This window comes from Bacillus sp. 3G2 (assembly GCF_044324725.1).
Taxonomy (GTDB): domain Bacteria; phylum Bacillota; class Bacilli; order Bacillales; family Bacillaceae_G; genus Bacillus_A; species Bacillus_A mobilis.
This window is the reverse complement of the sequence record NZ_CP172246.1, coordinates 483,890-497,580: the sequence shown is the minus strand read 5'-3', so window position 1 is coordinate 497,580 and position 13,691 is coordinate 483,890. Positions and strand designations below refer to the sequence as shown.

14 protein-coding genes are annotated in these 13,691 nt (G+C 35.2%); 7 read left to right on the top strand and 7 right to left on the bottom strand.

The genetic code is table 11. The features are described 5' to 3' along the window. Positions 1-101 precede the first annotated feature (101 nt). Entirely contained in the window at positions 102-1,346 is a 1,245-nt protein-coding gene (locus ACHZK0_RS02525; protein WP_270342709.1) for a serine hydrolase domain-containing protein, read from the bottom strand. A 262-nt stretch (positions 1,347-1,608) separates the two neighbouring features. After that, a complete protein-coding gene (gene nagE / locus ACHZK0_RS02520; RefSeq protein WP_098871395.1) occupies positions 1,609-3,102 on the bottom strand; it encodes an N-acetylglucosamine-specific PTS transporter subunit IIBC in 1,494 nt (497 codons plus the stop codon). A gap of 324 nt (positions 3,103-3,426) precedes the next feature. Here nagE and glsA point away from each other — a divergent pair, with 324 nt between their 5' ends. Then, complete coding sequence (gene glsA, locus ACHZK0_RS02515; protein ID WP_061676732.1) at positions 3,427-4,356, top strand: glutaminase A; 930 nt, start codon at positions 3,427-3,429, stop codon at positions 4,354-4,356. Positions 4,357-4,531: 175 nt separating this feature from the next. Then, complete coding sequence (locus tag ACHZK0_RS02510; RefSeq protein WP_262741357.1) at positions 4,532-4,873, top strand: DUF3969 family protein; 342 nt, start codon at positions 4,532-4,534, stop codon at positions 4,871-4,873. A gap of 122 nt (positions 4,874-4,995) precedes the next feature. Here ACHZK0_RS02510 and ytaF read toward each other — a convergent pair whose 3' ends face one another. Further along, a complete protein-coding gene (gene ytaF / locus ACHZK0_RS02505; protein ID WP_262741358.1) occupies positions 4,996-5,607 on the bottom strand; it encodes a sporulation membrane protein YtaF in 612 nt (203 codons plus the stop codon). A 130-nt stretch (positions 5,608-5,737) separates the two neighbouring features. Between ytaF and ACHZK0_RS02500 the strand changes: the two genes are divergently transcribed. Then, positions 5,738-6,391, top strand: a complete 654-nt coding sequence (locus tag ACHZK0_RS02500) for a DUF1232 domain-containing protein (RefSeq protein WP_262741359.1) — start codon at positions 5,738-5,740, stop codon at positions 6,389-6,391. A 99-nt stretch (positions 6,392-6,490) separates the two neighbouring features. Here the strand turns inward: ACHZK0_RS02500 and ACHZK0_RS02495 are convergent, their stop codons facing one another. The 3 genes from ACHZK0_RS02495 to ACHZK0_RS02485 all read right to left on the bottom strand — a co-directional run bounded on the left by ACHZK0_RS02495 (position 6,491) and on the right by ACHZK0_RS02485 (position 9,653). Continuing rightward, complete coding sequence (locus tag ACHZK0_RS02495) at positions 6,491-7,765, bottom strand: acetylornithine deacetylase (RefSeq protein WP_262741360.1); 1,275 nt, start codon at positions 7,763-7,765, stop codon at positions 6,491-6,493. A gap of 108 nt (positions 7,766-7,873) precedes the next feature. Continuing rightward, positions 7,874-9,295, bottom strand: coding sequence for an amino acid permease (locus ACHZK0_RS02490; RefSeq protein ID WP_262741361.1), 1,422 nt, complete (start codon positions 9,293-9,295; stop codon positions 7,874-7,876). Between the two features lie 103 nt (positions 9,296-9,398). Further along, entirely contained in the window at positions 9,399-9,653 is a 255-nt protein-coding gene (locus ACHZK0_RS02485) for a biotin/lipoyl-containing protein (RefSeq protein WP_262741362.1), read from the bottom strand. 274 nt (positions 9,654-9,927) lie between these two features. On the opposite strand from ACHZK0_RS02485, the gene ACHZK0_RS02480 reads away from it, so the two are divergent. From ACHZK0_RS02480 to ACHZK0_RS02465, 4 genes are all read left to right on the top strand, one after another. Further along, positions 9,928-11,331, top strand: a complete 1,404-nt coding sequence (locus tag ACHZK0_RS02480) for a sigma-54 interaction domain-containing protein (protein ID WP_270342702.1) — start codon at positions 9,928-9,930, stop codon at positions 11,329-11,331. A gap of 157 nt (positions 11,332-11,488) precedes the next feature. After that, the gene (locus tag ACHZK0_RS02475) at positions 11,489-11,686 is read left to right on the top strand and encodes a hypothetical protein (RefSeq protein WP_061676726.1); all 198 of its coding nucleotides are present in this window, start codon (positions 11,489-11,491) and stop codon (positions 11,684-11,686) included. Positions 11,687-11,911: 225 nt separating this feature from the next. Continuing rightward, positions 11,912-12,547, top strand: a complete 636-nt coding sequence (locus tag ACHZK0_RS02470) for a hypothetical protein (protein ID WP_270342698.1) — start codon at positions 11,912-11,914, stop codon at positions 12,545-12,547. A gap of 19 nt (positions 12,548-12,566) precedes the next feature. Continuing rightward, positions 12,567-12,911, top strand: coding sequence for a DUF4064 domain-containing protein (locus ACHZK0_RS02465; RefSeq protein WP_061676724.1), 345 nt, complete (start codon positions 12,567-12,569; stop codon positions 12,909-12,911). Between the two features lie 41 nt (positions 12,912-12,952). Here the strand turns inward: ACHZK0_RS02465 and truA are convergent, their stop codons facing one another. Further along, entirely contained in the window at positions 12,953-13,690 is a 738-nt protein-coding gene (gene truA, locus ACHZK0_RS02460; RefSeq protein ID WP_262741364.1) for a tRNA pseudouridine(38-40) synthase TruA, read from the bottom strand. Position 13,691 lies beyond the last annotated feature (1 nt).

The following is a 13,691-nucleotide window of genomic DNA, read 5'->3' as shown; positions in this document are numbered from 1 at the left end:
GGGCAGTAAGAATCCCACTGATTAAAGTTTCACTTTATTTCATTATCTCATTGCCCCCTACACTTCCTCAATAAAAAAAGACCATCCAAAAGGATAGCCTCTTACACTTCAACATTTCGCAACATCGTGTAAATGTCGTTATTCACTTTACCAAATGATTTAATGTTGTTTTGAATGTTAGATAATAAAACGACATACACACTTCCGTTTTTACTAAATCCATTTAAACAATTCCATCCTGGCATTACACCGTGATTCGAATAACTTCCTGGGTCTACATACCAACCAAATCCGTAATCCTTTTTCACGGCCGTAAACATTTGATCATAACTCTCTTTTGAAATCAACTTTCCAGAGAAGAGTGCTTCATTAAATAAATATAAATCATGTGCACTTGTATATATATCACCACAACCATATAGTTGTGACATACTTGGAATATTAGGTGTTGTCATATTGTTATTTACTATTTTATAACCTGTCGATGGAAATCTTGTTTGCTCTAGTGCTTTGCCGAAACCAGACTGCTTCATACCCGCAGTAGCAAAAATATGTTGTTTAATATACTCTTCTAACGGTTGTCCACTTACCTTCTCAGCGATGTAGGCAAGTATCGAATAGTTCGAATCGGAATATTTCCATTTCTCCCCTGGACTCCCAATACGCTTTTGTTTTCCTATTCGTTTTATCAATTCTTCATGAGAAATATCCTCTGTTCCCTGTTCATACTCTGGAATCCCTGATGTATGCGTTAGTAAATGTTTTAACTGAATACCATTACCTTGAGGGAAATCTGGAATATACTTTGCAACCGTATCCTCTACGTTTAATTTATTTTGATCTTTTAATTGCATAATAGCCGTCGCTACAAATGCCTTTGAAATAGAACCAATATAAAAAGTTGTCTCTGAATTATTCGGTACTTGTTTCTCTTTGTTCGCCATACCGTATCCTTTATTCAAAAGAACTTTTCCGTTCTTCACAATAACAGCTGTCCCGCTAAATCCTGCGTTTTGTAAATATTGATCTAATTGAGCGTTTTCATTAATTTCTTGAGGTGGTCCCTCAGCAGGCTTTTCCACAGCTTGTACTTGCTTCACTTGTTCTTCCTGCTCTTTTTGTTTTTGTGCTTCTTGTTTCTTTTTTTCTTCTTCTTTCTTTTTCAGCTCTTCTTGTTTCTTCATTTCTGCTGCTGCTTTTAAAGTTTCTTCTTTTTTATTATCCGCAACAATTTTTGTATACATGAAATATACAACTGAAAATAGTAAGACGAGAATGATTGTTCTTTTTATGTATACAATCGGCCGAAGTGACTTCCCATTCGCATTAATTTTTTCCTGATCCATGATTGCTTTTTTCCCCTTATTTACCGATAATTTAATTCCACTACACAAGATTCATTTCGGATCTTTTTCATAGATTTTCGACATTCCATTCGACGTCATCCCTACTTTATCACGCACTGCACATATTACCAACCTATATGTATAAAAAAGAAAAAGAAAATTTACAAAAGTAAGATTGCTGTTAAAATTTTAATATAAAAAAGAGGATACCCACAAAAAATTGATGTTATCAATCTTTTGGGATATCCTCTTATCTCATTATTTATACGTGTTTTTTCATATCATCGGCAACAGATTCAACATTTGTGCCTACGATAACTTGGACACTCGTGTTACTTAATTTCATAACACCTTTTGCACCAGCACGTTTTAATGCTGCTTCGTTTACTTGACCAGCATCTTTCACTTGTAAGCGTAGACGTGTTGCACAGTTATCAATAACTGTTAAGTTTTCTTTTCCACCTAAAGCTGCTACGTAAGTTTCACCAATTGAACCTGCAACTGGAGCTTCTTCACCTTCAGCTAGCTCCTCTTCGTCTTCACGACCAGGAGTTTTTAGGTCGAACTTCTTAATTAAGAAGTAGAATACTACAAAGTAAATTGCTGCGTAAATTAAACCGATACCTGCTAGTAACAATGGTTTTGTTGCAATACCGAAGTTTAAGAAGTAATCGATTGCCCCGGCACTAAATGAGAAACCATCGTGAATGCCGAGAGTTGTTGTAATGAATAGAGACAGACCTGTTAATACAGCATGAATTCCATATAATACTGGTGATAAGAACATGAATGAGAATTCAATTGGTTCTGTAATACCAGTTAAGAATGAAGTTAATGCTAGACCACCTAACATACCTGTAACCATTTTACGTTTTTCTGGTTTAGCAGCTGCAATCATTGCGAAACATGCTGCTGGTAAACCGAACATCATGATTGGGAAGAAACCAGTCATAAACATACCTGCTGATGGATCTTTTGCAAAGAAGCGTGCAATATCACCATGAACGATATCGCCAGCTGCATTTGTAAAGTCACCAAGTACGAACCAGAAGTATGTGTTCATTACGTGGTGTAAACCGATTGGAATTAATAAACGGTTTAATAATCCGAATAAACCAGCACCAACTGAACCTAAGTTCACGATGCCATGTGCTACCGCATCAATACCACTTTGAATTGTTGGCCAAATTTGACCGAATACTAATCCTAAAAGAAGCATTACGATTGAAGTAATGATTGGTACGAAACGTTTTCCTGCAAAGAATCCTAACCATTCTGGTAATTTAATCTTATGGAATTTGTTGTATAGTAACCCAGCAACAACCCCTGCAATAATACCACCGAGTATGGCCATATTAATCTTCGGCGTTAACGCCGCTGCTTTTGAAACCTTTGTCATTGTATCTGCTAATTTAGTTGGATCTACTGAACCGACTAAATCTTGAACACCTTTTAATTTATCATTTAACTCTGCTGCTGAATATGTCTTACTTAGAGCATTCGTTGTATTTTGTAAAACAAGATATCCGATTGCTCCGGCAAGTCCAGCTGCTCCACTACCATCAATAGACAAACCGATTGCAACACCAATTGCAAAAATAAGTGCTAAATTATCAAAAATTGCTGCACCGGCCTGTGCCATAACAGGAATGTTAAATACGTCTTCTTGTCCTAAACGAAGCAATAATCCTGCTGCTGGTAGTACGGCGATTGGAAGCATTAACGCTTTACCAATACGTTGTAGAAACTGCAACATTTTAATTCCCCCTATCAAATTTATGAAATCGTTATCATTATAAGTACGCCTTAGAAAACGCTTTCTATTTACATAACCATAATAACATATAGTTGTATAGATGTGTAGTTTTTATTTTCGAATTTTTTATGGATAAATCTCCTATTTCCAAACTGTTATATAAAAGGGAAATTCTCCTTTTTTTATACAGAATACTCAAAACAAAAGACCTACTATAGAACATGTAACTTTCGTTTTATCATTCCACTTTTTCATGTTATTATTTATTTCCGAGCATATCGGGAAAAGTAAACTTAGTTAATTCGAAATAGGAGCGTTGGTACTATGCAGTGCATTGAGACAAACAACTTACAACAGTTGTTAGAACAAGTAAAACCATATACGAAAAAAGGAAATCTTGCTACTTATATCCCCGAACTAGGAAATGCAAATCCAGATGATTTAGGGATTGCCATTTTCCATAAAGAAACAGAATACATCCATGCTGGCAACTCACAAACACTATTTACTCTTCAAAGTATTTCAAAAGTAATTACACTTGCACTTGCCCTTTTAGATCGTGGTGAAGAATATGTATTTTCTAAAGTTGGAATGGAACCAACTGGTGATCCATTTAATTCTATTATTAAGTTAGAAACGACAAGTCCCTCTAAGCCACTTAATCCAATGATTAATGCAGGGGCACTAGCCATTACAAGCATGTTAACAGGAAAAGATAATGAGGAAAAAATGGAACGTATCCTTCATTTTGTACGTGAAATAACAGATAATCCTACTATTAATTATTCTTCTAAAGTTGCCAATTCAGAATTAGAGACAGCGTACTTAAACCGTTCACTTTGTTACTATATGAAACAAAACGGAATTATCGATTGTGACATTGAAGAACTTATGGATTTATACACTCGTCAATGTGCAGTAGAAGTAAACTGTATCGATCTAGCACGTATCGGGTTAATTTTTGCGATGGATGGATATGATCCATATAAGAAAAAACAAATTATCCCTAAACATATTACAAAAATCTGTAAAACATTTATGGTTACATGTGGTATGTATAACGAGTCTGGTGAATTTGCGATTCGTGTTGGTATTCCAGCAAAAAGTGGTGTAGCTGGTGGCATTTTTGGCTGCGTAAAAGGAGAAATGGGAATTGGTATTTTCGGACCGGCTTTAGATGCAAACGGAAATAGTATCGCTGGTTTTAAAATTCTTGAACTTCTTTCTGCTCAAGAAGGTTGGAGCATTTTTTAATTGAGAGTTATCCTGCTATACTAGCAGGATTTTTTTATTTCATAAAATCCTCAACTTTATCAGCTATCCGTTCCCCTACAAAAACCGTACTGAAAGTTTCTCTATATCATGCATATTTGCTCCCCCCTCCTGAATAATATAGTACAACCTAGCGCTATATGTGGAGGTGTGAAAGATGAAACTAATATTTCAAATGGAAAAACAGCCTGTTCTTGAAAAAACAATTCTTCTTTTTATATTGAGTATTGTAGAAAGCTTGAAGTTAAAAGTGGTTTCACTCGATGAAGCTCACCGATACATATTCAATTTAGAAGTACTTGAACTATTAATGGATCGGAACATCGATGATCAAGTGCTTGAACTTATTCATTTCGGAATGGGACTTGAAGACATTCATCACGTGCTTCCTGAAGAACTTGAACATACTATCGAAGAACTAAAGTGGCTCTGCATTCAAGTTTTAAGTGAGTACAGTATGCATGAAGAAACGGAACAATTAATTGAAGATATACGTTGAAAAAGCACCTATGTAGGTGCTTTCATATTTATAGAAACAGTAACGTCTCGGTAATTGCGCATCCGATGTCGATATATGCAATTCATTCGAGTATTTCCGAGGAAATGCTCGAACATTGTATGTTACAATAACTGATCTATCCCAATAAGAATTAATAGCACGCCCGCAATCACAGTAGCCCATTTCCCTAAGTATGCTGCTAAAAATCGTTTCCCTACATACGCAAAACCACTAATACAAATAAAACTAAACACCCCAGAAATACATGCCGTAAGCCACAGATTCAAGTTTGTTACCCCAGCATCAAATCCACCTGCGATATTATTAATAGACAACGCTACACCTAACACAATTGCTTCAGAAAAACTAATTGTTTTAGAACCATCAAAATCTGCTTTTTCTGGATCACGTAAAATCTCCATAAGTACATTATCATCTTTACAATCTACGGTCTCTTTTTTACTCAAGAAAGGCTGACATAAAATAAACACTCCAATTATTCCTAAAACAATTGCCCCAATCAAATTTGCCGTAAACTCTGAAATAAATAATGCGATCCAGTTCCCAAAAAATCCAGCTAATAAAGTAAATAAAAATCCAAAAAATGCAATGATAAAATTATTAAACCACGAAATTCGAATTTTACGAATGCCATATGCAATCCCAACACCTGCATTATCTAAATTAGAAGCAATTCCGATTAAAAAAATTGAAAACAAACCTGCCGTACTCATCAACATTCACCCCTTTTTCTCACTTTTCCATGCATCTTATGAAAATGTTGAGCAACTGTGCCTGTCTATTTCATATACATGTAATAAATGCTCAACATTTTTTCAACAATAAAAAAGGAGTGCCTTCACAATGCCTAAAGAAAATCCAAATGAACGGCTTAGTACATTAATAAAAAAACTTTTGAAAGAACGTGCCTTATCCATGCGCCAATTAGGAATGCATACAAATATTGATCCCGCAACAATCTCAAGAATTATGAATGGTAAACAACCGCCAAAACAAAAACATATACAAAAATTTGCAGAATGCTTGCAAGTTCCACCCCAATTGTTATTTGATGAGATGTATCCTGATTCTCCTCACATTAATAAAGAAAAGACGGATATGTACACATCTCTTGATACAATTCAGCAAACACTACAATCCTCTAACTTATTCGATTTCGACTATACAACTACGCGCGTAAAACAAGAACTTGAAAACTATGAACGCTATGCTCAAACAACAGAAGGTGAAAAACGTATTCATGAAAGTTTCGCGAGTAAATTAGAACAAATCGATAGCGCTGGCCCTTTTATTGAACAATTAACAGATATGTATCAACAATTTTGCAATGAGACTATTTCAAATGAGGAACGTGCGGTTCTCGGAGGCGCATTACTGTATTTCATTTTATCAACAGACATTATCCCTGATTATCTCTTTCCAATTGGCTATTTAGATGATGCAATTGCTGTTGAGTTAGCGAAAGAGAAATTAATCGAACTAAAACGAAAGACATAAAAAAACAAAAAACTATTTCAGTTGTTTCTGTTCAGCTCTGAAATAGTTCACTAAAAAATCGTACAAGTATACATACCTGTACGATTTCAACATACTAATCTATTTTTTTGTGTGACACCATTCATATATAAATGCTGTTATTACTTTTGTAAATTCAATTAACTGTTCTACTTCAACTTTTTCATTTATTGAATGAGCTTCTTCCAATGTACCTGGTCCGTAAATAACAGCTGGAATATGAAATTCACTAAACCAACCACCATCCGTTACCGTTGCAGACATATCTAAAATTGCATTTTTAGATAGAATGGATTCGTGTACTGAGCTAAGAGTTTTTACTGCTGCATGTTCACTATCTACTTCTAAAGAAGGGAAAATTTCGCCACGATCCACAATCATTGATTCTCCGCCCCACTTAAATTGTGGTGGATTTTCACTTAACCATGGGTCAGCAGCTGCTACTTTCCCAATGTACTCTTCAATCTCTTTTATTATTTGTTCATGTGTTTCATTCGGATAGAAGTGCACTGTTATCCATAACCGGCACTCATCCGCAATAAACGCTGCATGCCGTCCGCCTTCAATAACAGCTGGGTTAATTGTTGTTGTTCCAGATGGATAACCTTCATATGTTTTCATAACTGCCCAATGACGCTCTAAGTCTTGTAAACTTTGCACAATTTTCATCATTTTTTCAATCGCACTCGCTCCGAATAAACGTCCTCCAGCATGGATCATTTGCCTGCGTGTTGCATCATGAAACGTTTGAGGGCTTTTCACAGTAATCCATCCAGTAATTACGCCGCCCTGTCCTTGCATATGTAAATCACTCGTATCCACTACGACTGCAAAATCAGCATCATACCCCCTTTTGCAGCATTGGAGTGTACCTGCCTCTCCAACTTCTTCCCCAATTACTGATTGAAAGATTAAATCTCCAGGTAATTCAATACCTGCTTCTTGTAAAATCTGAATAGCAAATAGCGCTCCAGCCAGTCCACCTTTCATATCTGCCGCACCACGTCCAACTAGCCAACCATCTTTTATAAACGGATCAAACGGATTAGTCTCCCATGCCTCATCTGCTGATACTTCAGCTACATCCATATGTCCGTTAATAATAAGGCTTTTATGTGTGTCACTTTCTATCCCTTTTTTCACCCCAACAACGTTCGGGTCATTCGGATATACATCCCATTTATCAACACAAAAATTTCGATTTCTTAGAAAATCCGCAACAAATTCTTGTGCCTCATTTGTGTTTCTCGCCGGCGGTGCTGGTGTTTCAAAACAGATTAAATTCTTTGTAAGCTCTAGTAACTCGTCTTTTCGTAAATCAATCTGTTCTAATAGCTGTGAAACTTCTTGATTCATCGCTAATTCCCCTTTGCATACATAGTATATTTGCAGCTTTATTGTCACAAAAAAAGAGACTGTTTACAATTTTACAGTCTCTTTTTTCAGCATAAGTTTCTAATATATTTATAAACTTTCTGCTTCTGTTGTATTTACTTTTTCAACATGTTCTATCTTGCTTCCCTTATTCTTTGTCGCACGGTAAAACAGTAAACAAACAATCATAAATGGAATTCCACAATATAACGCCATTCTTTGCTCTGGGATAAAAGCCATAGCAACTATAACTGTTACATTTAATGTTAATGCAAGGAGTGGTACGAATGGATATAGCGGGGTTTTAAATTTCAAGTCCTTCACATCCCCGCCCCGCTTAATATATGACCTTCTAGCTAATAAGTTAGATAGAGCAATAGATGCCCAAACTAATATTGCCCCAAATCCGGCAATAGAAAGTAGCCATAAATAAACAGTATCTTCCGCATAAATACCTGATAGTAATGAGAGACAACCTACAATTGTACTTACAATCAATGCATAAATAGGAACTCCATTTTTAGATAACTTACCGAAAATTGGACTAATCATTCCTTGATTAGACATAGACCATAGCATACGAGAAGTTGCATATAACCCTGAATTCGCAACAGATAGAACTGCTGTAATAATAACGAAATTTATAATATCAGCCGCATAAGGAATACCAATTTTATCAAATACAACTACGAATGGACTTTCTATTACTCCCGCTTGCTGCCAAGGGAATAGTCCTGCAAGAATAAAAATAGATAATACAAAGAACACCAGTATACGCCAAACTGTATTATTAATTGCCTTCGGGATCGTTTTTTCTGGATTTTCACTCTCTCCAGCCGCAATACCAACTAGTTCCGTGCCTTGGAAAGAAAAATTAACTGCAATCATCGTAATTAAAATGGCTGATAGTCCATTTGGAAACAACCCACCATAATCAGTAAAGCTAGAGAACATCGGTGCTGGTTCGTTTCCTTTCATATCTAGAAAACCAAACATCGCTGCCCCGCCCAAAATAATAAACGCAATGATTGTAATGACTTTAATACTTGCAAACCAAAATTCAACTTCTGCAAAACTTCTTGAAGATAATGCATTGATAGCAAAGAGAAGCACCGCAAACGCTACACACCAAATCCATGACGGTACATCAGGAAACCATCGTTTCATTAAAATACTAACTGCAATCAGTTCAATACCTATCGTAGCAGACCAGTTTAACCACGACATCCATCCGACTACATAACCCGCTGCAGGGGAAATGTGCTTTGTAGCATACGTTTGGTAAGATCCTGCGTCAGGCATCGCAACAGCTAACTCTCCAAGACAGAGCATCGTTAAATACATAACAAATCCTCCAACAAGATACGCTACAATCGCTCCTCCAGGCCCAGCTTCATGAATGGTATACCCAGATCCTAAAAAAAGACCGGTACCAATAACTCCTCCAAGTGCAATCATAAATATGTGCCTACTTTTCAATTCCCGTTTTAACCCTTGGTTTTGATCCATCATATAAATCCCCCCTTTTCCCTTTGGAAACCCACTTAATGTAAGCGTTTTTAAAATTATTCATCATAAAAATAATGATTGAAAAGAGCAAAATACGTAGCACTTATTAATCACTACCTGTTATTAAAAGATCATCCCTCACTGTTATTAATAATTTTTTATCAGCGATAGCTTGTCCTTCTACTACTTCTAATGATTCGATATATCCACTGATTCCTACCCTAATTTCTACTTTCTGTTTATCTATTGTTTCAATTAACGCTAATTTCTCCCACTCGTATACGTATGAACTTTCCGCAACAAATAGCTTCTCTACTTTCCCGTAACAAGGACTATACACGCCTTCTATAACCATCTTCACTTTATAAACTCCTCCTTCTTATTAATTGCTACTGAAACGTTGCATATCCCTCCTTTAGAGATTTCAACTATTATTTATGCAAAATACGTACCAATCTCCAATTTCTATTTAAAATGATGGTTTCTCCCAAAAAAATCTTCATAACCGCAAAATTTTTCTATCATTTGAGAAGTTTTAAAAGGAAAATAGCAAAAAAATTTTGCGATTTTATAAGAATTTTAATAAAATTATAAAAAGTCAGTCTTCATAGGGTGAAATGAGGAGAAGATAATCTATGCGTACAGAAGAAATTAATTTTAAACAGATCATTGAAATGAATATGCTATATGAGACTTTGCTCAATGAGCTCGATATCGGGATTCATATTATTAATGAGGAAAGTAAAACGATTATCTACAACCGCAAAATGATGGAAATTGAATCAATGGAACGCTCAGATGTGCTATATAAAAGTCCTTTAGAAGTATTCGCATTTGAAGAAAATAAAAATAGTACTCTTATAGAGGCATTAAAATTAGGAAAAACAAACAAAAATATAAAACAAACGTATTTTAACAATAAAGGACAAGAAATTACGACGATTAACAACACTTTCCCTATAATAGAAAATGGAAAAATTAAAGGCGCTATTGAAATTTCAACAGAGATTAGCCATTCCAAACAAACAATAAAAACAAACCTTTCTCGAAAACCAAATAATAAGTTTACCTTTGATCACATAATCGGTGATTCTAGTGCTATTCAATCCGTCATTACAGAAGCGAAGAGAGTAATTCGTACATCCTCATCCATACTTCTCGTAGGAGAAACAGGGACCGGTAAAGAACTATTTGCACAAAGCATCCATAATGAAAGTCAGCGTTCAACAAAACCATTTATTTCACAAAACTGTGCCGCTATACCTGATACACTCATGGAAAGCTTATTATTCGGTACGAACCGAGGTGCATTTACAGGAGCCATCGATAAAGCTGGTTTATTTGAAGAAGCAAACGGAGGCACTTTATTATTAGATGAAATCAACTCATTAGGTCCAGCTCTTCAAGCTAAATTACTACGAGCTATACAAGAAAAAACAATACGAAGAATCGGAGGCACACAAGAAAAAGAAATTGATGTTCGTATTATAGCAACTATTAATGAGGACCCTCTTGAAGCTATTACACACAATCGATTACGGGAAGACTTATATTACCGATTAAGCGTTGTTACTTTATGTCTCCCGCCTTTACGCGAGCGAAAAGAAGATATTCCAGCTCTTGTTCAGCACTTTATCGAAAAGTACAACATTCAATTTGGGCTCAGCGTGACGGATCTAGATGTACATGTAAGAGAATTCTTGTATGCATATGATTGGCCTGGAAACGTACGAGAATTAGAACATATCATTGAAGGTTCAATGAATTTAGTTGAAGAAGAAAATATCATTACAGCGTTTCATCTTCCCACTCGCTTTCGCGAACGAATAAAAAAAGAATTCAATATGCAACCTTGCCTAACTAATAACGATGCTGATGCACCTAAAACGTTAAAGCACACAATAGAGGCAATGGAAAAGAACTACATCAATCAAATTCTGAAAGAGTATCACGGTAATATCTCACAAGCTGCAAAGTTTTTGGGATTAAGTAGGCAAAACTTACAATATCGAATTAAAAAATTGCATTTACACATATGAAATGAAGTGAAACTTTAATCTGTGGCGGTTTTGTCCACCCTCACTAATTGGACCTTTATTTCCTGTTAATGTAGGATAAATCTGCTTCCAAGTGTAAATATAAATTGGTAAAATATGCTACAATAAACATATAACGTATTAGAAAGGGATGATATATATGAGTAATGATAACAAATTAAAGTTATTACAATACTTAGCCTTCTTCCCCACCCTTGTATGTATGATGTTACTCATGGATATGAACAGCTTTCCTTATGCAAAGCTATTCGCAACAATTAGCGGCTCCTTTGCAGCCATTATGCTTGCTGTTTTTTGGAATTTGAAGATACGTATGAAAAACGAGAAATCTTCTTAAACCGACAAAGTTACTTATCCTATTTAAACACGAGATGTTTACTACTCTCGTGTTTTTTCTTTATATCCCCCTCTACCCCACAACTTTAAAATTTAATTTAAAATTGATTATATACAGAATAAATGCTTTTTAATTTAATCGACAAATTCCGACATTTAGTATTCATTAAGTTTGTTATTATGTAAGTTCTAAATCTGACATTTCAACATCTAGGAGGAAGAATTTATGTATAAAAAACTTTTACTTACATTAGCATGTAGTTCATTAATTTTCGGATTAGCGGCTTGCGGATCAAATGAACAAAAAGATAATGGTGTACAAACAAAAGAAAAAGAACAAGCTCCAAAAGAAACACCAAAAGAAAAAGAATCCAAAACAGAATCAGCTAAAGGAAATCGTTCTAACCCAATCGATTTTAATGAAACTGCTACTGTTAATGATGTTATCTTCAATAGTGAAGATGGCAATTTTGAAAAATTCAAGACTAAAGTCGAATTATCTATTTTAGAAGTAATTCGTGGCGAGCAAGCCTTTGAAATATTAAAAAAGGAAAATCAATTTAATGAGGCTGCTCCAGAAGGAAAAGAATGGGTTCTAGTGAAAATTAAAGGTAAAGTTACTGATGCTGAAACACAAGATCACGAATATGATTTATTCGGTTCGAGTTTCAAACTCGTTTCAAATGATGGACATGTTTACAATAATGACCAGTACGCTGTAACACCAAATGAACTACATCAAAAACTTTATAAAGGCGCTGAAGGAGAAGGGTACATCTCTCAATTGGTTAACACTGGCGATGATTTTAAAATTCAATTCGAAACTCACGAAAGTAAAAAAGTTTTCTTTAACTCTAAATAAAATATAAAAGGTGATTACTATGAAAAGAACGACAGAATTTGTATTAGGATTAATCGGTGGTATATTCGGGATTTTATGTGCATTTATCGCTTTATTTATCGGAGGCGTCGGAGCAGCAGTTGAAGCTGACGGAGCTAATCAAATTATTGGATTAGGCTGGGCTGCTGTAGCTCTTTCTATTTTAGGAATTGTTGGATGCGTTATGGTTAAGAGCAAAGCTAAAGTAGGTGGCATTATGATGACGATCGCCGCCATTGGTGGATTTATTTGTATTTCTATCGTTTACTTATTACCAGGAATTTTATTATTAATCGGAGGGTTAATGGGGATTTTCCGAAAAGATAAAACGGCTGCATCAGCATAAAAAAAGCACTCACATGAGTGCTTTTTTTATATCCATATCTTTTAAAACTCAACATTCTCCAAATACAAACCACTTGCCTCAGCAAGGCAATTAATTTGATTGCGTTGTTTCGCCTCTAAAATATGTGGAATTGCTTCTGCATCTAATTGTCCTAATCCAACTTCAATTAATGCTCCAACAATTTTCCGGACCATATTATGAAGGAATCCGTTACCACTTATTCTAATTTGTACGAATCCTGCTTCTTCCATCACTTCAAGTGTATATACTTCTCGAACCATAGACTTTTTCTTTGATTTCGCATTCGAAAAAGCAGTAAAGTCATGTGAACCAACTAAATGTTTTGCAGCTTCTTTCATGCTTTTCACATTTAATTTTTTATTCACATGCATGCTGTATTTACGCATAAATGGATTTGTATGCTCTTCATTCCAAATCTTATAAAGATATGTTTTTGCTTTAGAATTGTAACGAGCATGGAAACGATCTTGTACTTCTTCTACATTCGTAATGCTAATATCGTTGGGTAAATATTGATTTAAATATTTCTTCACTTTATGTTCTACTAACTTCTCATCACTTTGGAAGTTAGCAACTTGATTCAAAGCATGTACACCAGCGTCTGTTCTACTACAACCGATAATTTCAATTTCTTTTCCGACCATTTCAGATATGACACTTTCGATTTTTCCTTGAATCGTATTATCGTTATTACCGAGACGTTGCCATCCTTTAAAACGTGCACCATCGTACTGAATCGTTAATTTATAATTATTCATT